Origin of the sequence: Acetobacterium sp., from assembly GCF_030652775.1 — a bacterium.
GTDB lineage: Bacteria > Bacillota > Clostridia > Eubacteriales > Eubacteriaceae > Acetobacterium.
The window spans coordinates 55,596-80,153 of sequence record NZ_JAUSPS010000074.1; the positions used below are offsets into that span (position 1 = coordinate 55,596).

Annotated in this window: 22 protein-coding genes; 20 read left to right on the forward strand and 2 right to left on the reverse strand. The window is 42.7% G+C overall.

Translation table 11 applies throughout. The features are described from left to right. Nucleotide 1: 1 nt before the first annotated feature. The 8 genes from Q7J41_RS13505 (at nt 2) to Q7J41_RS13540 (ending at nt 9,021) form a co-directional block, all read left to right on the forward strand. Nucleotides 2-454, forward strand: coding sequence for a DVU_1555 family C-GCAxxG-C-C protein (locus Q7J41_RS13505; RefSeq protein ID WP_304888964.1), 453 nt, complete (start codon nt 2-4; stop codon nt 452-454). 8 nt (nt 455-462) lie between these two features. Beyond that, the gene (gene trsS, locus Q7J41_RS13510) at nt 463-1,815 is read left to right on the forward strand and encodes a radical SAM (seleno)protein TrsS (protein WP_304888965.1); all 1,353 of its coding nucleotides are present in this window, start codon (nt 463-465) and stop codon (nt 1,813-1,815) included. A gap of 7 nt (nt 1,816-1,822) precedes the next feature. Then, a complete protein-coding gene (locus tag Q7J41_RS13515; RefSeq protein ID WP_304888966.1) occupies nt 1,823-3,139 on the forward strand; it encodes a DVU_1553 family AMP-dependent CoA ligase in 1,317 nt (438 codons plus the stop codon). After that, nucleotides 3,132-4,178: an XdhC family aldehyde oxidoreductase maturation factor gene (locus Q7J41_RS13520; protein ID WP_304888967.1), complete on the forward strand. Its 1,047-nt coding sequence runs from the start codon at nt 3,132-3,134 to the stop codon at nt 4,176-4,178. The genes Q7J41_RS13515 and Q7J41_RS13520 overlap by 8 nt, the downstream gene beginning before the upstream one ends. Further along, entirely contained in the window at nt 4,175-5,299 is a 1,125-nt protein-coding gene (locus Q7J41_RS13525; RefSeq protein WP_304888968.1) for a DVU_1551 family NTP transferase, read from the forward strand. Before Q7J41_RS13520 ends, Q7J41_RS13525 begins: the two co-directional genes overlap by 4 nt. 64 nt (nt 5,300-5,363) lie before the next feature. Beyond that, complete coding sequence (gene cobC / locus Q7J41_RS13530; protein ID WP_304888969.1) at nt 5,364-5,957, forward strand: alpha-ribazole phosphatase; 594 nt, start codon at nt 5,364-5,366, stop codon at nt 5,955-5,957. A 16-nt stretch (nt 5,958-5,973) separates the two neighbouring features. Then, a complete protein-coding gene (locus Q7J41_RS13535) occupies nt 5,974-7,896 on the forward strand; it encodes a sigma-54-dependent Fis family transcriptional regulator (RefSeq protein ID WP_304888970.1) in 1,923 nt (640 codons plus the stop codon). Between the two features lie 57 nt (nt 7,897-7,953). Further along, on the forward strand, nt 7,954-9,021 hold the full coding sequence (locus Q7J41_RS13540) for an XdhC/CoxI family protein (protein WP_304888971.1): 1,068 nt from the start codon (nt 7,954-7,956) through the stop codon (nt 9,019-9,021). 83 nt (nt 9,022-9,104) lie between these two features. On the opposite strand, the gene Q7J41_RS13545 is transcribed toward Q7J41_RS13540, so the two are convergent. Together Q7J41_RS13545 and Q7J41_RS13550 are read right to left on the reverse strand one after the other, a co-directional pair. Next, the gene (locus tag Q7J41_RS13545; RefSeq protein ID WP_370651017.1) at nt 9,105-9,935 is read right to left on the reverse strand and encodes a tRNA 2-thiocytidine biosynthesis TtcA family protein; all 831 of its coding nucleotides are present in this window, start codon (nt 9,933-9,935) and stop codon (nt 9,105-9,107) included. A gap of 8 nt (nt 9,936-9,943) precedes the next feature. Beyond that, nucleotides 9,944-11,068: a cysteine desulfurase family protein gene (locus tag Q7J41_RS13550; protein WP_304888972.1), complete on the reverse strand. Its 1,125-nt coding sequence runs from the start codon at nt 11,066-11,068 to the stop codon at nt 9,944-9,946. Between the two features lie 281 nt (nt 11,069-11,349). On the opposite strand from Q7J41_RS13550, the gene cysK reads away from it, so the two are divergent. From cysK to Q7J41_RS13610, 12 genes are all read left to right on the forward strand, one after another. Continuing rightward, nucleotides 11,350-12,279: a cysteine synthase A gene (gene cysK / locus Q7J41_RS13555; protein WP_304888984.1), complete on the forward strand. Its 930-nt coding sequence runs from the start codon at nt 11,350-11,352 to the stop codon at nt 12,277-12,279. Further along, on the forward strand, nt 12,279-12,713 hold the full coding sequence (locus Q7J41_RS13560; RefSeq protein WP_304888973.1) for an Rrf2 family transcriptional regulator: 435 nt from the start codon (nt 12,279-12,281) through the stop codon (nt 12,711-12,713). Before cysK ends, Q7J41_RS13560 begins: the two co-directional genes overlap by 1 nt. 234 nt (nt 12,714-12,947) lie before the next feature. Beyond that, nucleotides 12,948-13,613: a corrinoid protein gene (locus Q7J41_RS13565; protein WP_304888974.1), complete on the forward strand. Its 666-nt coding sequence runs from the start codon at nt 12,948-12,950 to the stop codon at nt 13,611-13,613. A gap of 51 nt (nt 13,614-13,664) precedes the next feature. Then, nucleotides 13,665-14,741 carry a uroporphyrinogen decarboxylase family protein gene (locus Q7J41_RS13570; RefSeq protein WP_304888975.1) on the forward strand — a complete coding sequence of 359 codons (1,077 nt, stop codon included), beginning with the start codon at nt 13,665-13,667 and terminating at the stop codon, nt 14,739-14,741. A gap of 143 nt (nt 14,742-14,884) precedes the next feature. Then, nucleotides 14,885-15,835, forward strand: coding sequence for a GTP-binding protein (locus tag Q7J41_RS13575; RefSeq protein ID WP_304888976.1), 951 nt, complete (start codon nt 14,885-14,887; stop codon nt 15,833-15,835). Between the two features lies 1 nt (nt 15,836). Next, nucleotides 15,837-16,508, forward strand: coding sequence for a DUF1638 domain-containing protein (locus Q7J41_RS13580; RefSeq protein ID WP_304888977.1), 672 nt, complete (start codon nt 15,837-15,839; stop codon nt 16,506-16,508). Nucleotides 16,509-16,560: 52 nt separating this feature from the next. Then, nucleotides 16,561-17,583, forward strand: coding sequence for a uroporphyrinogen decarboxylase family protein (locus Q7J41_RS13585; protein WP_304888978.1), 1,023 nt, complete (start codon nt 16,561-16,563; stop codon nt 17,581-17,583). 5 nt (nt 17,584-17,588) lie between these two features. Then, nucleotides 17,589-19,280, forward strand: coding sequence for an ASKHA domain-containing protein (locus tag Q7J41_RS13590; RefSeq protein WP_304888979.1), 1,692 nt, complete (start codon nt 17,589-17,591; stop codon nt 19,278-19,280). A gap of 551 nt (nt 19,281-19,831) precedes the next feature. After that, the gene (locus Q7J41_RS13595) at nt 19,832-21,112 is read left to right on the forward strand and encodes an O-acetylhomoserine aminocarboxypropyltransferase/cysteine synthase family protein (RefSeq protein WP_304888980.1); all 1,281 of its coding nucleotides are present in this window, start codon (nt 19,832-19,834) and stop codon (nt 21,110-21,112) included. 129 nt (nt 21,113-21,241) lie between these two features. Further along, nucleotides 21,242-22,282, forward strand: coding sequence for a uroporphyrinogen decarboxylase family protein (locus Q7J41_RS13600; RefSeq protein ID WP_304888981.1), 1,041 nt, complete (start codon nt 21,242-21,244; stop codon nt 22,280-22,282). A gap of 18 nt (nt 22,283-22,300) precedes the next feature. Then, complete coding sequence (locus Q7J41_RS13605) at nt 22,301-23,461, forward strand: PLP-dependent aspartate aminotransferase family protein (RefSeq protein ID WP_304888982.1); 1,161 nt, start codon at nt 22,301-22,303, stop codon at nt 23,459-23,461. Nucleotide 23,462: 1 nt separating this feature from the next. After that, complete coding sequence (locus tag Q7J41_RS13610) at nt 23,463-24,374, forward strand: PLP-dependent cysteine synthase family protein (protein ID WP_304888983.1); 912 nt, start codon at nt 23,463-23,465, stop codon at nt 24,372-24,374. Nucleotides 24,375-24,558 lie beyond the last annotated feature (184 nt).

Here is a 24,558-nt window from a genome sequence, read left to right on the forward strand (position 1 = left end):
TATGGACGAACTGAAATTTGAACTTTTTCGACTGGGAACCGAAGGCTATTGTTGCAGTCAAATTATGCTTAAGCTGGCGTTGGATATGGAAGAAATTGAGAATCAAGACCTCATCCGAGTAATGAATGGACTATGTAACGGGATTGGGGGCAATCAGAAGACCTGCGGCGTTTTGACTGGCGGCATTGGAGTCATTGGTTTATATGCCGGAAAAGGAAAAGCTCGGGAATATACTAAGGATAATTTTGGGAGTATGATTAAAGAATACATGGATTGGTTTGAAGAACGCTTTGAGAGCACCGAATGTATGGATCTTATTGGCGTTTACCGATTTACCGACGAAAACAACCAGCCTTATCCAGTGAAATGCGGCGATACCCTGCTGGAAAGCTTTGAGAAGGTGGTCGAGATACTCCAGGAAAACGGTTATACATTTGGAAACAGGGAGCAGTAGGAAGAAAAATGAAGCAAATCATTGCAACGACTAAAAGCCTTTGCCCCGTCTGTCTAAAAAAAATAAATGCCATCATTTGGTCTAAAAATAAGGAAACCTATATGGAAAAATCTTGCCCCGAGCATGGTCGTTTTAAAGCGTTGCTGTGGCGGGGCAGTATGCCGATGGAAAAATGGGTGCGAAATAAAATCCCGGCTACCATCGAAAAACCGAATACCCAGGTCGATAAAGGCTGTCCCTATGATTGTGGGCTCTGTGCTGATCATCGCCAGCATACCTGTACGGCTCTTATTGAAGTAACCCAGCGCTGCAATCTCAGTTGTTCCTTTTGCTTTGCGGATGCAAATGGAAGCAGTGTGCCAGATCTGACCATCGACACCATTGCGTCGATGTATACCAGTGTTATGGAAACTTCTGGTAATTGTAATATTCAGTTATCCGGTGGGGAACCAACCTTGAGGGATGATCTGCCGCAAATCATTGAATTGGGACATCAGATCGGTTTTTCCTTTATTCAAATCAATACCAATGGCATCCGTTTGGGTGAGGACGAAGCTTTTGTCAAACGATTAAAAGCGGCGGGACTTAACTCGGTTTTTTTGCAATTTGATGGAACCAATGATGGGATTTTTGAAAAGCTGAGAGGGAAGCCATTACTGGCAACAAAAATAAAGGCGCTGGAAAACTGTCGAAAATATAATATCGGGGTGGTACTAGTGCCAACCCTGGTAAGCGAAGTCAATGATGACGATCTTGGTAACATTATCAATTTTGGATTGGATTGGGTTCCCACCGTCAAAGGGGTTCATATCCAGCCAGCCAGTTATTTTGGACGGATTCCCAATTTACCGGTGGAAGAAAAGCGGTTGACGTTAGGGGATATCATGGACAGAATTGAAGATCAGACCGCAGGGCGAATCAGAAAGAAAAGTTTTTCGCCGCCGGGATGTGAAAATGCCCGGTGTTCCTTTCATGGGAATTACATCCTTAAGGAAAATAATGAATTGATATCAGTGAATAATCCCGCCAATTGCTGCGGAAATGAACAAGCAGAAGAAGGCGCAAACAAAACCAAAGCCCATGTCTCCCGCAAATGGCGTAGCAATGAATTGACAACGGAAAAAAACTGCAACATAAGTCATGAAAATACAGAGAAAGACGAATGGGATGAGATTCTGGAGCGGATCAACCGCTATTCCTTCAGTCTTTCGGCGATGGCCTTTCAGGATGTCTGGAATCTTGATCTGAACCGGGTTAAAGATTGCTGTATCCATGTTGTCAATCCCAAGGGTCAGTTGATCCCGTTTTGTATGTATAACCTGACCGACAAAAACGGTCATTCACTTTATCGCAAGCAGTGAGGATACTATGAAAAAGACACCAATGGAAGAATGGATCATCAAAAGAACCGGGATCTCACCGGCAAATCAAAATGAGCTAATGACCTATCAACTCAAAAAAATTGTTGAAACCCTTAGCTATGCAAAAAAAAACAGTGAGTTTTATCAAAAACAGTTGGCTGGCATCGACCCAGAGCTGATCAAATCATGGGATGATTTTAATCATCTCCCCTTTACCACTGCCGATGATATAAAAAATCAACCCTTTGCGTTTTTATGTGTCCCTCAATCCAGGATTGATCGGATTGTTACCTTGAACACATCGGGTACGAGTGGCAATAAAAAACGGATTTTTTTTACCGATCAGGATCTGCAAAAAACAGTGGATTTTTTCGACTATGGGATGCGGTCATTAATTGACAACACCGATCGGGTGATGGTGTTGTTGCCGGGACAAGCCTATGGTACAATTGGAAACCTGCTAAAAAAAGCCCTTGACCGAACCAAAACGGCTTGTGTTGTTTACGGACTCCTTAACGATCTGGATGCGGTCGAAAAGACCATGATAGAAAATAAGATTAATTGTATTGTTGGCATTCCGATTCAGGTTTTGTATCTCAGTCGCATCAAACAGGCGGGATTCAAACAAATCGAAAAAGTTTTACTCAGTACGGATTATGTCCCACAGGCCATGGTTACAGAGCTCGACCAGAAGTTTGGCTGTCAGGTATTTAACCATTATGGGATGACCGAGATGGGATACGGCGGTGGAGTGGAATGTCAGGCACTGAATGGCTATCATCTCCGGGAGGGCGATTTGTATTTTGAAATAATTGATCCGGATTCCGGGAAACCAGTGGCAGATGGAGTCTATGGTGAGATCGTGTTTACCAGCTTTAATCGCGAGGCAATGCCGCTGATTCGCTACCGAACCGGTGATATCGGCGCATTTTCGCAAGCAACCTGTCAATGCGGAACTTTTTTGCGAACAATGAAAAAGGTTGAAGGTCGGATGAATAACCGCATTAAATTAGATGACGGAGTTTGCGTTGATCTGAAAGAGCTGGAGGAAATACTACTGACTGTTGAAGACCTGGTGGATTATCAGGTAACCGTTAAAGATAAGCGCTTATTGAGGATTGACGTATCTTTCTATCATGAAGAGCAGTCAGTCCAAAAAGAACAGCAGATTAAAACGAGGGTTTTGAAATATTTTGACGAGAACTGTGAATTATCCATTCAGGTTGAAGTTGAAAAAAATCAGCTGCAAAAGCCGGATCAATTGGTTAACAGCATGGTTAAGCGAAAAATAGTGGATCTGCGAAGGGAGAAAGAAGATGAATGATTTGTTTAAAATAATAAAAGAAACTCAGAAACAAAGAGAAAATTTTGTTATGGCAACAATCCTGGAAAAATCCGGATCAGCTCCCCGTAGTGAAGGTACAAAAATGATCGTCAAGCAGGATCTGACGGTTGACGGAACCATCGGTGGCGGTTTGGTTGAAGCGATGGTGATACGAGCGGCAGCCAAGGTTCATAAGGACAAATATTTTCATATTGAGGAGTTTATGCTTAACAGCAAGGATGAAGCCTCCCAGCGAATGGTGTGCGGTGGCGATTTGAAAATTCTACTGGAGTACATCGACTGGTGGGATCCTCAGAATCAGGTTTTTTATAATGAAATTATCCAATTGATTGAAAATAAAACCGACTTTGTAACCATTACAAAAATACCTCAGACAAGCGAAGAAAATGGCAGTCTGGAAAAATGGGTCTGTACCGAAACTGGTTTTTTTGGATCGGAAAGTGATGAAGTCCGTAGCCTGGTTAAAGATATCAGAGAAAATTTCTATCAATTAAAACATCAGGAAGCCTTTCTGGAAAACGAAGGATTTTATGTCGAAACATTTTTTAATAATGAAAATGTCTGCATTATTGGTGGCGGTCACATTGGCAAGGTTCTGGCCGAATTGTGTAAGGTCGTCGGGTTTTATGTAACCGTGGTGGATGACCGGGAGGAATTTGCAAATGCCCAACGGTTTAATACGGTGGAAGAAGTGATTGTTATTCCGGCCTTTGAAAACATTGAAGATTACGTTAAAATCAATCAATACTCCTTCGTGGTTATTGTTACCAGAGGGCACTCCGATGACAAGGATGTTCTCGCTCAGATGCTGCAAACAGAGGCCAAATACATTGGGATGATAGGTAGCAAAAATAAACGCAATCATGTCTACCAGGGTCTTTTGGATGAAGGCTTTGGCTTTAGTGATCTGGAGCGGGTGCACAGTCCAATCGGTCTCAATATTTTTGCCGATACGCCAGAGGAAATTGCGGTGAGTATTGTGGCTGAAATGATTCAAGTCAGGCGGCAACCAAATTGAAAAAGAATAAGATTGCTGTTATAATTATTGCCGCTGGCTATTCCTCGCGGATGGATGGGTTTAAACCGTTGCTGAAATTTGGAAATCAAACCGCTGTGGAGTGCGTGGTTTCTACCTATCAACAGGCGGGCGTGGATCAGATCATTCTCGTGCTGGGACATCGGGCTGATGAAATAAGTCCTTATTTTAAGAACCAACCGCTTAAGTTGGTGATCAATGAAAAGTTTGACGAAGGGATGTATACCTCGATCTTAAAAGGAATCACCCAATTAGACGAAGCGGTCGATGCTTTTTTTATTCATCCGGTGGATATTCCCCTGGTGAAGCCGGAAACCGTCAAATATCTGATGGCAGCATCAAACGAAATTAGCAAAGGCATTATTTATCCCAGCTTTTTAGATAGACGAGGACACCCGCCGCTGATTCACAAAAAATACCAGAACCCGATTCTGGAAAATAAAAACAACGGTGGTCTGAAACGATTGCTGGCCTTATATGAAGAGGATGCCGTTAACTTCCCGCTCACTGATGAAGCCATTCTAATGGATATGGATACCCGAGCAGATTACGAAGCACTACTAACATACAACACCCTGACGGCTCCCAATTTATGTGAATGTTATGCCATTTGGGATAAATTTAAGCTGCCGGAAAACATTCGCAGGCACTGCGAGAAAGTTAAACAGACGGCGATGGGTTTGGCTGAACAATTACGAGAAAAAGGATTAAATCTTGACCGCTCAGCCCTTCGGGCGGCTGCCCTGCTCCATGATATTGCTAAATCCGAAAAAAACCATGCCCACAAAGGCGGGGAACTGTTGAGAGAAATGGGTTATCAGAATGTGGGCGATATTATTGCTGACCATATCGATATCGTTATAGAACCGGACAAAGCCATCACTGAAAATGAAATTCTCTATCTGGCCGATAAACTTGTCAAAAATGATCAGCTGATGGATCTGGAAATAAGAAAAATTCAGACGCTGGCTTTGTATAAAGACAACCCGGAAGTGACAGAAAAAATAGCAAAGCGATATCATAATGCCGAAGTCATTTTGCAGAAAATAAAAAGAATTATCGGGCAAAATAACGTTGCATTCAATCGCAGCAAAGTTGATTGAAAGCAGATCAAATAATAGGCGATTCTTTTGAGCATTAGTTAATCAGATTCAGAAAGGTGTAGTAATGGGAATGCAGATATATTTAGTCCGGCATGGTAAAATAGAATGGCAAAAGGATAAAGCCTATATTGGCCAACTGGATCTTCCTTTATCACAAGAAGGGATTAACCAGGCGGAAAAACTCCGGACAAGTTTTGAAATAATCCCCCTGGATCAAGCCTATACCAGTCCCCTTAGCCGCTGCGTTAATACCCTGGACATTCTTTTAGGAGATCGTCCGATTCCAAGGCTAACGGTCGAGGCTTTAAAAGAAATCGATATGGGTGAATGGGATGGGAAGACTTTTTCTGAAATCAAAAATAGCTACCCTGGTGTCTATGAGCAGAGAGGCCGGGAGATCGATGTTTTTATACCGCCGGCCGGGGAGAGTTTTGTTGATTTAAAACAACGGGTCATTCCGGCGTTTGCAGAAATTGTTAAAAAAAACCGCTCAAAGTCCATCTTGATTCTGGCTCACGCCGGGGTTATCCGTGTCATTTTGGCGGAGCTATTTGGATTATCAATCAAAGAAGTATTTAAATGGACGATCCCTTATGCCGGAATCTTTGACTTATACTATGATCAGGATAGCGAAAAGTGGATTTGCAAAAATCAATGAAAAGAGACAATTAACTATGAATAAAAATATCTATCAAAACCTTATCAAACAATCAAAGGATCGCTGTGCCGAATATGATATTTCAGAAGATCAGGTTTTCAGTAAAAAAATGATCGATCATTCAGAACTCCAGACTAAATTTTCAGAAAACAGAGATCTGATTCTAACGGCATCACCATATATGGAACATCTGATGAGCATTGTTCGGGGAAATAATTTCTTTGTGTTATTAACGGATAAAGACGGCTGTATTCTTAATGCCATCGGCGATGAGAAAATACTGACGGAAGCCTTTGAATTGAAAATGGTAGCTGGCGCCTACATGAACGAAGAGTGCATTGGAACCAATGCGATGTCGCTGGTAATAAAATCTGAAGAACCGGTGCAATTGTCGGGAAAGGATCATTTTATCAAGGCTTATCATCGCTGGACCTGCTCGGGAGCACCGATTAAAGATCCTAATGGAAACCTGATTGGCGCCCTGGATTTGACCGGCTATTCTGATTCTGTTCATCCCCATACCCTGGGAATGGTGATTGCGGCGTCCAACGCGATTGAAGAAATGCTGCGCGTAAAAGAATATAATCGGCTTCAGAATATGACTAATAAACATATTAAAACCATTTTCAATTCAATGCCAGTGGCCATTCTCACTTCCGATCTGGATGGTCGGATCAAAATATATAATCAGCGAGCGATGGACTTATTCGGTAATAAATACAAACAATTGTCAGCTGCCAACGTCTCGGAAATTATTGAAGAATGGGAAAATATCAAGGAAGCGATCCATTCCGAAAAGCACGTGAACCGGATCATCAACATTAAAGCCCTGAGAAATCATTTTCATTGTCAAATGACCGCCAGCCCGATATATAATCCCCAGGATGACAGCATCGAGATTGTTTTTGTTCTGAAAGAAGATCAGTCGAAAAAAATTGTCAAGTCCGATCAGCCTTACTACACCTTTGATAAAATAATGGGGGCAGACAAGCATTTTGTCAGTACCATTGAGTACGCCAAAAAGATCTCCAACAATCGTTCAACCGTTCTAATTCTGGGGGAAAGCGGCTGTGGCAAAGAAGTTTTTGCCCAGGCGATCCACAACCATAGCAAACGGATGGATGAACCTTTTGTGGCACTTAATTGCGGCGCCATTCCTAATCAGTTAATTGAATCCGAGCTTTTTGGTTATGAGGAGGGTGCCTATACCGGCGCTAAAAAAGGCGGCAACATCGGAAAATTTGAGCAGGCCAATAATGGTACCATTATGCTGGATGAAATTGGTGAAATGCCCCTTGATATGCAGACACGATTGCTGAGAGTTTTGCAGGAGAACGTCATCACAAGAATCGGAAGTCAACGGTCGATTGCTATCGATGTAAGAATCATTGCAGCGACCAACAAAGACCTGAAAAAAGAAGTGGAGCTGGGACGGTTCAGAAAAGACTTGTTCTACCGCCTGAATGTGCTACCTTTATATTTGCCACCGCTGCGAGAAAGAAAAAGCGATATTCCCTTATTGTACCGCTATTTTATGAAGAATCTGTCGGCTAAATATGAGAAGAAGGAATATCAGATTTTTGACGAATCAATGCGGATTCTAGAAGACTACAGTTGGCCGGGAAATGTGCGGGAACTTGAAAATGTGGTGGAACTGATCATCAATACCGAATCTTTTCCCTCAAAATATTTCATTAAGAATGCTGAGGAAAGTCAGCTTGAAGACATCAATAGTATCGAAAAATCAGCGTTAATATTGACTGAAGAAAGACTGGAAGAGTTGGATCCGGCTGTGTTGGATATGACCCATGTGGAAAAAGAACACATCAAACGGGTTTTAAAACTATACAAAGGAAACATCAGTCAAGCTGCCTGTGCGCTGGGAATTCAGAGGAATACCTTATACAGTAAAATTAATAAATACGAAATTCAGGTGTGAATTCCACAACCTATCAAGGGTTTGTGGTTATTGGATAAGAACAGGAGGGACATAAGAATGGAAAATCAATACGACAAATTAATCGAAGACCTGAAACAGAAAAATCAGGTTGTGATGCTGACGCGGTTTAAAACCGTTAATGAAGCGGGTAAAATAGTTATTGAAAAGAGTCTCATCAGTAAGGATGAGCTGGAATCTGTCGATACACAGTTGCAAGAAGCCATCGAAAATATCCTGATCAAAGGTTTGCCAGAGTTGATCACCACAGCAAATAAAGAAACAGTTCTCTGCGAGCCTTTCTACTCAGAAGGCCGGCTGATTATTCTTGGTGGGGGACATATTGCCAAACCTTTGGCAAAATATGGTGCGGATATTGGTTTTAAGGTAACCGTTGTGGATGATCGCCCTTCTTTTGCTAATGAAGGCAGATTTCCGGAAGCGAGCCAGGTGCTCTGCGAAAGTTTTGAAACCTGTTTTGATCGTCTCCAGGTTAACGCTTCCGATTATGTCGTGATTGTCACCCGGGGTCATCGCCATGACGCCGTATGCCTGCGACAGGTATTAGAGTCAGAACCAGAGTATTTGGGAATGATTGGTTCAAAACGGCGGGTCAAAAATTTGATGGAACTGCTGGTTGGGGAGGGACTTGATGAAGGCAAGCTTAACCAGGTATATTCGCCCATTGGTTTAAGAATAGGCGCAGTTACCCCGGAAGAAATTGCGATATCAATTATGGCTGAGATCATCAGCAAAAAAAGGCTGAGTCAGTCAGCTACGGAAGCACCGAAAAAAAGGCAGACCAATCAATCTGATTTTGATTATGAGGTGCTGGAAAATCTCGCCAACGATGACACCGAAAAACGGGCGATTGTTACCGTGGTGTCCAAAAAAGGATCGGTGCCCAGAGGCCCTGGTGCTAAGATGATCATATGGGCTGACGGACGTAGCCGGGGAAGTATTGGCGGCGGCTGCAGTGAAGCGGAGGTCAGTTTGGTTGCCCGGGATCTGCTCCAGACCGGAAGTGGATATCACACGATGAAAGTCGATATGACCGGATCAGTAGCTGAAGATGAAGGCATGGTTTGCGGCGGGATTATGGATGTGCTGATTGAAGTATATCCGTAAAAATTAAAGCAAAGAAGGTGGTCAATGATTTTCATTGAATACCTTCTTTGCTTTTTTAATAAAAAAATGTTCTGACGGCTCATTTAGTCGTTAAAGCGATCAAGAAAATGATGTTTAACCCCATCTTGCTTATATGAAATAATGGTATTGAGATTGACGTTCTCCACGCTTTTAAAAATATTGCTTTCGATATAAGGGCTGGTTTGACGGAATTTTTTCAGCAGGGTTTTCATTTCCTGGCGCTTGGAGGCTCCGCCTTCATTGTCTGAAATCATACAATTTTCGGTAAAGCGGCAGGCACATTGAATAAATTGCAGGTCATTATGTAATTTCCAGCTGATGATGGCCTCTTCCCGGATCAGATACATCGGCCGGATTAATTCCATATTCTCAAAATTGCTGCTTTTTAGCTTGGGCATCATGGTCTGAATCTGTCCGCCGTAAAGCATCCCCATCAGGATGGTCTCGATGACATCGTCATAATGATGCCCCAGGGCGATTTTGTTGCAGCCCAATTCTTTGGCGTGATGATAGAGATGGCCGCGACGCATCCGGGCACAGAGATAGCAGGGTGATTTTTCAATATCGGCTACCGAATCAAAAATCTGAGACTCGAAAACAGTGGCTTCAATATTCAATAACTTCAGATTATTTTTGATCATTTCCCGGTTGATCGGGTTATAGCCGGGATCCATTACCAGAAAAACCAGTTCAAATTCGAATTTATTATGTTTCTTCAGTTCCTGGAATAGCTTTGCCATCAGCATGGAGTCTTTTCCTCCAGAGATGCACACCGCAATTTTATCCCCTTCCTTGACCAGCTGATATTCATTGATGCCACTGGTAAAACGGCACCAGATACTGCTGCGATACTTCTTTTTTAAACTTTTTTCTATTTCTTCATAACGTTCCATGATAACTCCTACTTTTTAGTTAAACTTTTATAACAATAATCAAATATTTCCATAAACTCCTGCAATTCGCTGTCAGTGGTTAAATGACTGAGACTGATCCGCCAGGAAGTTCTGGCCAGCTCCCGGCTTCCGGTGACCGTGAGTACCGAACGGGAGGGGGTGTTATCGGTGGAACAGGCTGATTTGGTCGAAACGCAGACTTCCTGATCACTCAGTGCGGCTTGAAAGGCTTGGGCCCTGACGCCTTTCACACTGAGATTAAGAATGTGGGGAATGGAATACTCAGTACAGTTGAAAGTAACCAGCGGATAAGCAGATAACTGCCTTTTCAGCCAGTCGCTTTTCAAGGCGACCTGGGCCAGACGTTCTGCCAATTCATCATTACATAGCTCAAGAGCCAGAGCAGTTGCCCCGGCGCCAGCGGTAAAAGGCGTGCCGCTGCGATAATAACTGGTGCTGGTGCCGCCATGGATCTGTGGTTCAAGGATCAGGCTGTCACTTTTTAGCAACACGCCCATGCCGTTCAGTCCGAAAAATTTGTGGGGCGAAAAGGTCACCAGATCGATTTGCTCTAAATTAATTGGAATCTTTCCGACAGCTTGGGTGGCATCCACATGAAAAAAGCAATTGGGATAAGCGGCAATGAGCGACGAAATTGATTCGATCGGCTGACAGACTCCCAATTCGCTATCCACATAGTTGATCGACACCAGAATTGTATCCGCCCGGATTAATTCTTTAAGATGATCAAGGTCGACGGTACCGTCTTTTTTGATGGACACCAGATCAATCTCATAGCCTATCGATTGAAGCTGCTTGAGGCTACCGCTGACAGAAGCATGCTCCAGACAAGTAGAGATGAGGTGCCGACCATTTTCACGATAATTTTTGGCCACACCCTTAATGGCCAGGTTGTTGGCCTCGGTAGCACCAGAGGTATAGATGACCGCCATGTTTAAACAGTTTAACTGATTCTTTATATTAATGGTAGCTTTTTCAATAAGCCGTTTTGCCTTTTTACCCAAAAGATGTGTTCCATTGGCATTGCCGAAAGCGTCCTGGCTGATGCGACAAAAAAGATCCAGAACCTCGGCATTCACCGGGGTATCGGCGGCATAATCCAAATATATCACGTACAAACTCCGTTCTAAACCGAAATAGTGTTGGTTATGACTGCAACGGTTCATAAAAATACCCAGGAGATCATTTCGAAGTCGCCAGGCTAATATCCTAATTATACTATAGAATTACTTGCAAATAAACGAAGATTTTGAATTTTAAGGATTGCTTCGGGTATTATGTAAAGTAGTAAATGCGTTGAAAAAAGAAAAAAAGGATTGACAAACAAAAGAATGGACAATATAATAATTCATATAGAAATAATATGAATTATTATAAGAAATGAGGTATCATGATGTCAAAAATTGCAAAAAATCTGACCGACTTAATTGGAAATACGCCCCTTCTGGAACTGGTAAACTATGAAAAAAACCTAAACCTGGAAGCGAAAGTAATTGCAAAACTTGAGTATTTTAACCCCCTATCTTCCGTTAAAGATCGAATCGGTTTTGCCATGATTGATGCGGCAGAAAAAGCTGGTCTGATCAATCAAGATTCGGTGATTATTGAACCAACCAGTGGGAATACCGGCGTTGGCCTGGCCTTTGTTGCCGCTGCAAAAGGGTATCGCTTAATCTTAACGATGCCCGAAACCATGAGTGTTGAGCGCCGTAACCTGGTTTCGGCTTTAGGGGCAGAACTGGTTTTAACCCCCGGCGCACTGGGAATGAAGGGTGCCATTGCCAAGGCTCAGGAATTGGCGGAAAGCACACCGAATGCCTTTGTACCACAACAATTCGAAAATCCGGCTAATCCCGAGATTCATCGGACAACCACAGCGGTAGAAATCTGGAATGACACCGATGGTGAAGTGGACATCTTTATCTCTGGAATCGGAACTGGCGGAACCATTACCGGGGTGGGCGAATTTTTAAAAGAAAAGAAACCCGGGGTAAAAATTATCGCAGTCGAGCCGGAGGCTTCACCCGTTTTGTCAGGCGGAAATCCTGGTCCACATAAAATTCAGGGAATTGGTGCCGGGTTTGTTCCGAAGGTACTCAATACTGAGATCTATGATGAAATCATTAAGGTCAGCAATGAAAATGCTTTCCTGACATCCAAGGAAGTTGGCCGGCGCGAAGGATTGCTGGTGGGAATTTCTTCCGGGGCGGCAATCTATGCAGCTACCGAATTGGCAAAAAGACCTGAAAATAAAGGCAAAGCGATTGTGGTTTTATTGCCAGATACCGGGGAACGTTATCTGTCGACAGGCTTGTTTCAGTAATGAAAATTTCCACCAAGGGCAGGTATGCCTTGCGTTTAATGCTGGACCTGGCGATTAACAACACCGGGGAATACATTCCCATTAAGCGGATTGCTGAGCGCCAGGAGATTTCAGAAAAATATTTGGAACAGATCATTACCCAGATTTCACGAGCTGGTTTTGTTCGCAGCGTACGTGGGTCCCAGGGCGGTTATCAGCTGGCTAGTCCCCCGGAAGAGTATACCGTGGGGATGATTGTACGGTTGTTAGAAGGTGAGTTGTCACCAGTTATTTTGAGTGATGAAGCGGGCGTATATGAACAAGCAGATCGCCATGTTACCGCAGATGTCTGGCAGGAAATCAAAGACGCTATTGATCTGGTGGTGGATAATATTACCCTGGCAGAGCTGGTGAGACGTTATCACGAAAAAGGTAATTGTGAGTATTTTATTTAACTCGATTTGGTTTGTTATTTTGTAAATTGAAGAAAATCAGGTACTTGAATTAATTATCTGGACAATTTTATCAAGACATGATTTGAAGCATCAGCTTCAAATCATGTCTTTTTATATAAATAAGTAATCATATCAGATTAGAACAAAATTATATTGACAAATGAAAAAGCATCTAATATAATAATCCTACCAAACATATAGGATATGTATGTTAATCAAGGAGGAAATTATTAAATGTCTTTAAACAAACAGGAATTATTCGACAAACTGGCAGCGTCAATTGTAGACATGGATGAGGATTTAACCATTGAACTCAGTAATCAGGTGATCACTGAAGGAATTGATGCCTATGAAGCTATCGTCAATGGACTGACCGTTGGGATGAATCAGGCAGGAAAATTATTTGATGAAGAAGAATACTTTGTACCCGAATTATTAATGTGCTCGGACGCCATGTATTCGGGTCTAAATATCCTAAAACCCCATATTAAGATTAACTCACACGAAACCAAACGAAAAGCCGTCATTGGCGTAATTGAAGGGGATACCCACGATATCGGGAAAAACCTGGTGAAGATCATGTTAGAAACCGGAGGCTATGATATTGTGGATCTGGGACGTGATGTTTCTCCAGCTACTTTTGTGGAAAGAGCCAAAGAAGAAAAGGCTGAATTTATTTTCATTTCAACACTCATGACAACGACGATGGAAGGGATGAACGAAGTCGTTGAAATTTTAGTCGAAGAAAAAATAAGAGCAGACTATAAGGTCTTAATCGGAGGCGGTCCGGTTTCTCAATCCTATGCCGACAAGATTGGTGCCGATGGCTATGCGGAAAATGCTGCCGAAGCGGTAAAATTGGCGAACAACATTGTTGCCGCATATGGAAATGAGCTCTAAGAAGAAATTCACAAAAATACGCAAAGACGATTAAATTGGAGGAAATCATCGATGTCATTGATACAAAGAAATGAAGAATTAACATCCCTGGAACGCGTTGTTTTAACCCTGCAACGAAAAGAAGTCGACCGGATCCCGGCGATTCCCCTGGTCTGCGGTGCTTCGTATCGGGTATCCGGATCGCACTATGATAAATGGTCTCAGGATGCCGAAATTGCGACCCAAAGTCTCCTGGCAGCGCAGGAACTAATCGGTCAGGATGCCTTTTTGCTGCTGGTCGACCTTTCTGTTGAAGCGGCTGACTTTGGCCAGGAACTTATTTTTCCTAAGTTCAGTACCGCTTATCCTGATTTTAATAACCAGTATATAAAAACAGCTGGTGAATATGATAAGATCAAAAAAATTAACCCGAGAGAGACCAAGCGTATGAAGCAGGTTGTCGATACGGTCAGAGGTTTATCAGAAGCAAAAGGGAATGAAGTCGCCATCTTCGGATTTGTCTATGGCCCACTGGGGGTTTTGTCGCAGATTAGAGGTCACAAAGAGCTGTTTGTGGACCTGATCAAGCACCCGGAAGAAGTTTTGGGGGCAGTTGATGTTATCACCGAAGTTCTTATAGAGTACGCTGTTGCTCAGATTGCAGCGGGAGCCCATTCCATTGTTATCGATCCCCTGTATTCATCAGGAACTGTTTTGAGAAACACAACCTGGGAGAAATTTGAGGGACCATATTTAAAACGTCTTGCCGATGCGATTCGGGCAGCCGGTTCAGCAGTAGCCATTCATAATTGCGGTGGTGGTGTTTACTTTGAAGAAGTTATTAAGTGGTCTGATCCGGTCGCAATCTCGGTTGCCTATCCGGCCCATGGTGCCAAAGATTGGGAAGAACATGCGAAAACCTGGGGTGATAAGATTATCACCATCGGATATTCCGATCCCGCCGAAACCGGTCTTGTATTTACTGCCGATGAGGTGCTTGAAGATGTTAAAAGACAACTGGATTTGTTTAATAAACACAAAGCCGGCTTTATTCTTTCTTCTGGTTGTGAGTTTCCGCCCAATGGCAATTTATTAAATGCTGCAGCAATGGTAGAAGCCTCTAGACGATATGGACGCTGGTCGATATAGTAATTTCCAAACGAATAAATTAGAAGTGAATTAAGCTCAAGTGAATTAAGTTTAAGTGATCAATGACAACAATTTAATAAAGATTGTTGTCATTGAGTTTATAAATTATAAATTGAATGATTAACAGATAGGAAAGTGATCACATGACAATACAAATTGATATTTTTTCTGGTTTTTTTGGTGCCGGTAAAACCACATTAATAAAGAAGCTGATCGATGAAAAGGTGTATTCAAAAAAAATAACGCTGATTGAAAATGAGTTTGGCGAAATTCCAATCGATGGGGCATTTCTAAAAAAATACAACATTGAAATAAAGGAAATCAAGGCCGGGTGTATCTGCTGTTCTACCGTGATTGATTTTACCAACACTTTGCGAGAAATCATTAAATCGAAAGAAACAGAAAGAATCATCATTGAACCATCGGGGGTCGGTAAACTGTCCGAAATCGTCAAGATTGTCAAGAAACTTGAGGAAGATAATGACATTCATCTCAATCTGGTGATTGCCGCCGTCGATGTGACCATGTATGAGGAATTCACCGAGCTGTTCAGTGAGTTTTATGGTGACCAGATCATAAACGCCAGCACCATTCTCTTAAGTCGAACCCAGAACGTCGATGATGAGGAGTTAGGCAAGGTTGTTTCGAAAATACGGGAAATCAATGAAACGGCATCAATTGTGACCACGCCCTGGGATGACTTGAGTGGCATTGAGCTGCTCGGCCTTTCCGAAGCGGATGGACAACAAATTCCCCGGGACGAGGATTTAAGTGTGTTTGATCTGGAGTTTGATGATCACGACCACGATGATGACGATCATAATCATGATATATTTACAAGCTGGGGTATCGAAACGCCAAAGATATTTCCGGTAATTAAGTTAAAAAGTATCTTTGAAAGTTTGAAGGATGAGGCGGTTTTTGGAAAAGTCGTTCGATCAAAGGGCAAGGTTCAGATTGATCCAGTCAATTGGGTGGAGTTTGATTTTGTTCCCAATGCCCTGGAAATCAGAGCATCTGAACCTGATGAAATCGGGCGTATTACTGTAATTGGCCATGATCTGAATCAGGCCATTTTGGACACCGTTTTCTGATATGCGTATCAAAGTGATTGCCTGTGAGGTTATGCAGGCAGAAATTGAGAAGCTGATGCCAATTCCAGAGCGGGATTTTGAATTTGTCTCGATGGATTTTCATTTATACCCGCAAAAACTGAAGATTGAACTCCAACGGATTATTGATGCTTCCCAGAATTATCAGAAAATCATTCTGGCTTTTGGTTTGTGTGGTGGGGCAGCTAATGGTTTGATTTCAAAAACCAGTGAACTGATTATTCCCAGAGTGCATGATTGTATTTCGATCTTTATGTGCTCAGATACCTGCAGAGCCTGCGACTTTAAGAGCGAAATTGGAACCTTCTATCTCAGCAATGGCTGGATGATTACCGAAAAGAGCATTCTCGCAGACTACCGCCGTATTTATGACCGTTTGGGCGAAAAAAAAGCCAAGCGGATGCTGGAAAAAATGTATGATGGCTATAAAAAAGTTTTGTTTATTGAAACATCGGCAGAACCCAAGGATGAGGTAATTGAGCAGTCCCGAGAAATTGCAAAGCTGTTTGAAGCCGAATATCAGACAGTTAAAGGTGAAATCGGCTTTATTGAAAAAATTATAACCGGTCCCTGGGATGAAGACAACTTCATAATGCTGCTCCCAAGGCAGGATATTAGAGAAGCGTATTTTTTGAAAAATGCTAGAAGAACGTGATACTTCAAGAGATTATAGAAGCCTGCAAATAAAAAGAAATGAGGTATTTTAGATGAATGATTTAACACCAAAGGAACGGATCCTCCGTTCCTTAAATAAAGAATCCGTTGATCGGGCACCGGTTATCTGTCCCGGAGGGATGATGAATTCAGCCATCGTTGATGTGATGAATAAAACTGGGCACACCTTACCGGATGGCCATCACGATAGTCAATTAATGGCAGAAATTGCCAACGACGTTCAGGAAAACACCGGTTTTGAAAACTTCGGTATTCCCTTTTGCATGACCGTCGAAGCAGAGGTGTTGGGCAGTGAAATAAATTATGGTACCCTGGCCTGTGAACCAAAAATACAAAAAGAAGTGTTTCCGTCGGTTAAAGAAGTCATTTATCAGGACTTAGGCGCGATGGCAAAAAATAAGCGGGTCAATGCGATTATTGAAGCAACATATAGTTTATCTAAAAAATATCCGGACGTTCCGGTATTTGGCAGTATCACCGGCCCGCTTAGTACTGCTGCATCACTGGTTGACCCGATCCCATTTTTAAAAGAACTCAGAAAGAATCCTGCCGAGGCTCATCGGGTGGTTGATTATGCCACCAATCATATTATTGAATTGGCTAAACTGATGGTCGATAGCGGCGCCAGCGTGATTACCATTGCGGATCCCACTGCCACCGGAGAAATTTTGGGACCCGCAATGTTTGATGAATACGCAGTCCGTTATCTCAACAAAATCATCGCTTCCATTCATGAAACCAATACCCCGGTGATTGTTCATATTTGCGGAAAAATGAATGCGGTTAGAAAATTTGTACCGGCAATTAAGTCCGATGCGATCAGTACCGATTCTTCGATTAGCTTGCGAAAACTAAAAGAAGACTATCCCGAATTGACCACTATGGGTAACCTAAGTACCTATCTGCTGGAATTTGGTGAAGCCGATAAAGTTTCGAAACAAACCGAAAAACTTAAATTGGATGGCATTGATATTATTGCGCCAGCTTGTGGACTCAGTACCTCCACACCACTGGTAAACATTACGGCAATGACGAATCGGGTAAAGGGGGCGTAACGATTATGGTAAAAGTAAATTTTATCGGCGAAAACAAAGCTATTTTGGTGGGAAAAGGCACGACGATTTTAGCAGCCGCCCAAGAGTTGGGGATTGTTATTGAATCACCCTGTAATTCAGAAGGTGTTTGCGGAAAATGCAAGGTCAAAATTTCCGCAGCGAGTCTGAAAAATGTGGAAGAATACGGAAAACACCAACTACCAGAAGAGGAAAAAGAACAGGGATTTGTGCTTTCATGTCAGACTAAGTTGACTGGTCATGTCGATGTTAAGGCCGTTGCTAAAAACCGTAACAAAACACTACAAATATTAAACCATGGTCAGAGCTTTGATATTGACGTCAATAGTTTTATTAAAAAAGAATATACCGGCAATGGCAAGACTATTGTAACTGCCGGCGGCCAGATTTTAGGTGAGGAAGAAGGGGATACAGCAGCCCAGAATTATGGCGTAGTCGTTGATATCGGAACCACCACGTTGGTGGCAACACTAGTCAATATTAACACCGGTGAAGAACAGCACTCCGTCTCAGCACTAAACCCCCAAAGCCTGCATGCCCAGGATGTTTTATCGCGGATTAAATTTGCCTCTGATGAAAAAGGGCTGGATTCGATGTACTCAATGATTATTAAGGAATTGAACAAGCTGATTGAAAAAGCAGCCAGCCATACTGGTGTTTTACAAAAGCATATTTATGAAGTGATTTTCAGTGGGAATACCTGTATGATTCATCTGGCTGCTAACGTGAATCCTTATTCACTGGGTAAATACCCCTATACTCCAGCTATCACTGGGGGAAGTAGCTTAAGTTACAAAGAACACCTCCTGGATATTTCCACACTGGGCTCAATTTATCTGCCGCCAATTATTTCTTCCTTTGTGGGACCGGATATCACCTCCGGTGTTTTGGCAACCCGTCTTCAGGATAAACAACAGGTTACTTTATTTGTCGATATTGGCACCAATGGTGAAATGGTCTTGTCTGATCATGGCGCATTAACTGCGACTTCCACCGCCGCCGGACCAGCATTTGAGGGAATGAATATTTCTTATGGAATGCGGGCCGAAAAAGGCGCAATTGAGTATTTTGAAATTGACGATCACGGCGAGATTGAAATCCGGACCATTGAAGATGGCGAAGCCATTGGGATCTGTGGTAGCGGTCTGTTGGACATTGTGGGGGAACTGGTGGTCCATAAGGTTATCGACAAACGGGGTAGACTGGCAGCTCCGGACAACGTTGATTTGAAACAGAACCTCAGAAACAGACTGGTGAAAATCGATGGGAAGATAGCCTTTGAGGTTGCCAGTGGGGTTTACCTCTCGCAAAAAGATATCCGGCAGGTACAGTTGGCAAAGGGAGCGGTACGGGCAGGCATTGAGTTTTTAATGGATGCCAAAGAACTACGGCCCGAGGATGTTGACGAGATTCAAATTGCTGGTTCTTTCGGCTTTCATCTGCGGGCCAAGAGCCTGATAAATATTGGACTGCTACCAAAAGAATTCGAAGGCAAAATTGACTTTGTTGGCAATACTTCAAAATCCGGAGGACTGGCTTTTTTACTCAATCAGAAATATCGCGATGAGATGGAAAGCCTGGTCAACGAGATTGATGTCATTGAATTGTCTAATGGCGAAAATTTTGATCGGATTTTTGTTGACTGCCTGTCTTTCGACAAGCATAAGAAAACGGCATAGCGAAATCGGACGGTATAACGATAATTTTGAAATGGTCCCAGAGCTGTAGGGACGGGGCAAGATTCACTCACAGCTGGAGATCTACTTTGCAGACCGGTTAGAGTGATGGTTGCTGTATCGGCCTGAATTCAAAGCAGAGAACTGCTTGTTTTGTGCTTTTTATATAAGAACAAAAAATGCATAAAAAGATATTGACAAATAAATAATGATCAGGTATTATATTAATTATATAAAACATATAGGAAATATATGCAATGTTGTTTTGGGAGGTTAAGAATATGTTGAAAAATCGATTATACATTTCAGATGAGATACACTTTTGCATGTGTTGTAGTAGAACGGAATATCAGTACTATTGTTAGGCATAATGAGATATTGCATTTGTCAACACCCTAAGTAGCAATTGGATATAATGAAAAATGAGATCATCATTGAGTATGTAAAATGAAAGTTTTCTTAAAAGAATATTCAAAAATAATGAAAAAAATTACTAAAAAATTTAACAAATCAAAGTAAAAAAAATTTTAGAAAGAAAAGAGAGGTTGACAAACGTGAGCGAAAGAAAATTAGGATTCGATACTTTACAGGTCCATGCAGGACAGACCCCAGACCCAGTAACCGGAGCAAGAGCTGTTCCTATTTATCAGTCAACTTCATATGTATTTAAAGACACTGCTCAGGCAGAAGGTCGCTTTGCATTAACGGACGCTGGTAATATCTACAGTCGTTTGACTAACCCAACGACTGATGCATCTGAGCAGCGGGTAGCTGCTTTAGAAGGTGGATCAGCGGGTCTGGCCACAGCATCCGGTGCAGCAGCCATTACCTACACCATTCAAAACGTAGCCTGGGCAGGAGATGAAATTGTCTCGGCCAGTACCCTTTATGGTGGAACCTATCATCTTTTTGCTGAAACACTGCCTAAGTTTGGCATCAATACAATCTTTGTCGATCCTGATGATCCGGAAAATTTCAGAAAAGCCATCACTGATAAAACCAAAGCATTGTTTATTGAAACCCTCGGAAATCCCGGCATTAACGTCATTGATTTTGATGCAGTCGGTAAAATCGCGGCTGAAAATAAAATTCCTTTAATCGTTGATAATACCTTTGCAACCCCATATTTATTCAAACCACTGGAACATGGTGCTAACGTGGTTGTGCATTCTGCGACCAAGTTCATCGGCGGTCACGGAACATCCATCGGTGGAATTATTGTTGATGGTGGTAACTTTGACTGGACCAGCGGAAAATTCCCGGATTTCACCACACCGGACAAAAGCTACAATGGTATAACATTTTCTGATTTAGGACCGATTGCCTATGCGGTAAAGATTCGTGCCCAATTGTTAAGAGATACCGGAGCCTCATTATCGCCATTTAATTCCTTCCTGTTTTTGCAGGGGCTGGAGTCTTTATCCTTAAGAGTGCAAAAGCACGTTGATAACACCAAAAAAATTGTGGGATTCCTTGAAAATCATCCCAAGGTCAAAAAAGTAAATTATCCTGGACTCAAGTCCAATAAGTATTACGAGCTGGGTCAAAAATATCTGCCATTGGGAGCCGGTTCCATCTTTACATTTTCCATTGATGGTACGATTGATCAGGCCAAAAAGTTCATTGACAGCCTGGAAATTTTCTCACTATTGGCGAATGTTGCCGATGCGAAATCCCTTGTTATTCATCCGGCATCCACTACTCACCAGCAGTTAAGTCCTGAAGAACAGGCGGCGGTTGGATTTGCTCCGGATGTGATTCGTTTATCAATTGGGGTTGAGGATGTTGATGATTTGATTTACGATATCGAACAAGCCCTGGAAAAAGCACTATAGTAACGGTCCCCTTAAAATAATCTGGATACTTAGAAAGACATCTGCTGTTAGCGGCAAGAAGCAGCAGATGTTTTCTTTTCGGGCTGATAAGATATTAAATTTAAGTATTAATTTAAAGGAGTTGAGTTCTTGACAAATAAAGAAATAATACTTTCGGGAATTGCACTTAAAAAAACCCCCAGATTTCCGGTTATGATTCTTTCAAGCGGGGTTTGGACTGATTATCGCAATGGATTAACCCTTCAGAATGTCCTGGAAGATGCCCCGGAAAAGATTGCCGAAATCATCATAGGTGATAACAGAAAAGTGGATTCAGATGTCGTCTGGGTCGGTGCGGATTGCAGCAATGTCGTTGTAAAAGCGATTGGTGGGAAATGTACCTTTAATCTGTTGGGTGAGGCCTCAACCGTGGATGAACCGCTGATCACACGACCAGAGGATGTCGATCGGCTGAGAGTTGACGACCTGGAAAACTCTCGTGAGATCGCCAATCTTTTAAAAACCGCAAGTCTTGTGACAAAACGAATCGGCTCAGAGTATCTTGTTGCAGTCAGTCAATGGGGCGCATTCACGATGGCAGGGCAGCTATTGGGAATGGATAACATGATGAAAATAGCGATTCGGGACAAGCCCGGACTTAATCATATCATGGAATTTACGGAGAGACTCCTTTTAAAATATTGGAATTTGTTCATAGATGCCGGAGTCGAAATGGTCAATCAGGCAGAGCCCCTTTCATCAGGGGATGTCATTTCAGCCAAGCTGTTTAAAGAGTTGTCCTTTCCACACATTAAATCTGCCAACCGGTCAATTGCCGATCGGATTAAAACTAAATCGTTACACATTTGCGGAAACACAACCAAGATTCTGGATTCAATTACAGAATCGGAGACAAATCTCTTTTCAATGGACTACAAGGTTGATTTGAATACTGCCCGAGAAACGCTCTCGGGTAAGGTCGCTTTCGGCGGTCAATTAGATCCCATCAGCGTTTTACTGGAAGGGACGACCGCTGAAATTGAGGCCGAATCGCTGGCCTGCATCAGGGCGGGTGGTACACCTGGTTTCATTTTAATACCGGGTTGTGATATTGCTCCCAAAACAAAATTGGCAAATGTCCAGACGATGATTCACACGGCACATCATTTTGATGTTAATGAAATAATATAGATTTTAAAGGAGTATAGCATGAGTAAGTACAGCAATTTAAATTCACAGTTGATTCACGGTGGTATTGATGGGGATGAAAAAACCGGAGCAGTGAATGTTCCCATTTTTCAGACCTCCACTTATAAACAGGATGGCCTGGGTAAAGACCGGGGCTATGAGTATTCCCGATCTGGCAATCCGACCCGGGAAGCCCTGGAAGCATTGATTAACGAATTGGAAGGCGGGATCGCCGGGTTTGCCTTTGCTTCTGGTATGGCAGCGACCACTGCGGTTCTCAGTCTTTTTAAAACCGGGGACAAGGTAATCATCTCCAGCAATGTCTATGGCGGTACCTTTCGGGTGCTTGACAAGGTCTTCAATAACTTTGGCCTAACCTATGAAATTGTTGAAACGTCAGATCTCAAGCTTCTGGAGGACAGTCTGACAGAAGATGTGAAGGCTATTTTTATCGAAAGCCCGGCCAATCCGATTCTGACCATTACCGATATTAAGGCGGTGGCAGAGATTGCCAGAAAACATGGGGTTTTAAGTATTGTTGACAATACCTTTATGACGCCATACCTCCAAAGACCCATTTCACTGGGAGTTGATATTGTCGTTCACAGTGCCACAAAATACCTGGGCGGACATAGCGATCTGATTGCCGGTTTGGCGGTTGTCAACAGCAAGGAGCTGGCAGAACGACTCTGGTTTATTCAGAACGCCACCGGCGGCGTATTACAGCCCTTTGATTCATTCCTGTTAATCCGGGGGATTAAAACGCTGGGGGTTCGAATGGATCGTCACATTGAAAATACAACATTTATTACCGAGGCACTTAAAAGTAATCCCGGGGTCAAAGCGATTTATTATCCCGGCTTGCCGGACAGTCAGGGCTACGAGATCAATAGACGTCAGGCAGACGGTCCCGGGGGGATGTTCTCTTTCGAGCTGGATGAACAATATGATCTTAATAAATTTGTGGAATCCCTGGAGCTGATTACTCTGGCAGAAAGTTTGGGTGGGGTAGAGTCACTGATTTGTCATCCATCCAGTATGACTCATGCGTCGATCCCCTATGAAATACGACAAAAGGTCGGAATCGTTGAAAATCTGATCCGCATTTCGGTGGGGATTGAAGATAAAAATGATATCTTAGCGGATTTAGAACAAGCGTTTGAAAAGAGTTTAGAGGCATAAGATGGCTTATTATAATGATATCAGAGAATTGATTGGCAATACGCCGATGATTAAACTCAATCAGTTTCAGGTCAAAGATCAGGTGAACATTTTCGCCAAGCTGGAACTCTGGAATCCCGGCGGTAGTGTCAAAGATCGCATTGGCATTTCAATGATAGAAGATGCTGAAAAATCAGGTTTATTGAAACCGGGCGGGACGATTATCGAAGGGACGGCCGGAAATACCGGTCTCGGTGTGGCGCTGGCCGCGATTAACCGGGGATACCGGGTTATCTTTGTGGTGCCGACAAAATTCTCCATTGAAAAACAAACCCTGATGCGGGCCTATGGCGGAGAAATTGTCAATACCCCTAGAGAATTGGGGATGCTGGGGGCAACGGCGAAAGCCCAGGAGTTACTAAAAACCATTCCCAATTCCATCTCACTGCAGCAGTTTGATAATCCCTCAAACCCAGCTGTTCATTATCAAACGACCGGCCCGGAAATTTATGCTGATTTAGATGGAAAAATCGATTATGTGGTAGCAGGCGCTGGCAGCGGTGGAACTTATAGTGGGGTTCTGCGTTATTTAAAAGAGCGAAACCCCAACATAAAAGGTATTTTAGCCGACCCAGAAGGTTCAATTATGGGAGGTGGAGCATCCGGGTGTTATGATATTGAAGGCATTGGGAATGATTTTATTGCCGGGACAATGGATATGAAACTGGTGGATGAGGTGATTAAGGTGGATGATGAAAATGCTTTTAAACTGGCCAAATTATTAGCCAGCAAAGAAGGGATCATTGCGGGGACTTCTTCCGGAGCAGCCTTATACGGAGCACTCAAACTGGCTGAAAAAATTGAGAGTGGAAATATTGTCACCATTTTCCCGGATCGCGGCGACCGCTATTTCAGTAAGAATATTTATGATTAATAGCGACTATTGAATTAAACGGATTTGGTTGATACCCTGATCATAGAATAAGACGCCTCAGTTAAAAAAATTTAACTGAGGCGTCTTATTTAAGCAGAGTGTGTTATCTACAATTGGTTTTAATGGTCAGTATCTCAAGAGCCATAGTCGGACAAAATTTTATTCAATGCACAGGCGCTGCTGC

What these genes read in the sequence shown, in the direction of transcription:
- cysK (WP_304888984.1), top strand. Translation starts at nt 11,350, where the DNA reads ATGTCAAAAATTGCAAAAAATCTGACCGACTTAATTGGAAATACGCCC.
- Q7J41_RS13520 (WP_304888967.1), top strand. Translation starts at nt 3,132, where the DNA reads ATGAATGATTTGTTTAAAATAATAAAAGAAACTCAGAAACAAAGAGAA.
- cobC (WP_304888969.1), top strand. Translation starts at nt 5,364, where the DNA reads ATGGGAATGCAGATATATTTAGTCCGGCATGGTAAAATAGAATGGCAA.
- Q7J41_RS13605 (WP_304888982.1), top strand. Translation starts at nt 22,301, where the DNA reads ATGAGTAAGTACAGCAATTTAAATTCACAGTTGATTCACGGTGGTATT.
- Q7J41_RS13515 (WP_304888966.1), top strand. Translation starts at nt 1,823, where the DNA reads ATGAAAAAGACACCAATGGAAGAATGGATCATCAAAAGAACCGGGATC.
- Q7J41_RS13570 (WP_304888975.1), top strand. Translation starts at nt 13,665, where the DNA reads ATGTCATTGATACAAAGAAATGAAGAATTAACATCCCTGGAACGCGTT.
- Q7J41_RS13540 (WP_304888971.1), top strand. Translation starts at nt 7,954, where the DNA reads ATGGAAAATCAATACGACAAATTAATCGAAGACCTGAAACAGAAAAAT.
- Q7J41_RS13560 (WP_304888973.1), top strand. Translation starts at nt 12,279, where the DNA reads ATGAAAATTTCCACCAAGGGCAGGTATGCCTTGCGTTTAATGCTGGAC.
- Q7J41_RS13610 (WP_304888983.1), top strand. Translation starts at nt 23,463, where the DNA reads ATGGCTTATTATAATGATATCAGAGAATTGATTGGCAATACGCCGATG.
- trsS (WP_304888965.1), top strand. Translation starts at nt 463, where the DNA reads ATGAAGCAAATCATTGCAACGACTAAAAGCCTTTGCCCCGTCTGTCTA.
- Q7J41_RS13505 (WP_304888964.1), top strand. Translation starts at nt 2, where the DNA reads ATGGACGAACTGAAATTTGAACTTTTTCGACTGGGAACCGAAGGCTAT.
- Q7J41_RS13575 (WP_304888976.1), top strand. Translation starts at nt 14,885, where the DNA reads ATGACAATACAAATTGATATTTTTTCTGGTTTTTTTGGTGCCGGTAAA.
- Q7J41_RS13565 (WP_304888974.1), top strand. Translation starts at nt 12,948, where the DNA reads ATGTCTTTAAACAAACAGGAATTATTCGACAAACTGGCAGCGTCAATT.
- Q7J41_RS13590 (WP_304888979.1), top strand. Translation starts at nt 17,589, where the DNA reads ATGGTAAAAGTAAATTTTATCGGCGAAAACAAAGCTATTTTGGTGGGA.
- Q7J41_RS13535 (WP_304888970.1), top strand. Translation starts at nt 5,974, where the DNA reads ATGAATAAAAATATCTATCAAAACCTTATCAAACAATCAAAGGATCGC.
- Q7J41_RS13585 (WP_304888978.1), top strand. Translation starts at nt 16,561, where the DNA reads ATGAATGATTTAACACCAAAGGAACGGATCCTCCGTTCCTTAAATAAA.
- Q7J41_RS13545 (WP_370651017.1), bottom strand. Translation starts at nt 9,935, where the DNA reads ATGGAACGTTATGAAGAAATAGAAAAAAGTTTAAAAAAGAAGTATCGC.
- Q7J41_RS13580 (WP_304888977.1), top strand. Translation starts at nt 15,837, where the DNA reads ATGCGTATCAAAGTGATTGCCTGTGAGGTTATGCAGGCAGAAATTGAG.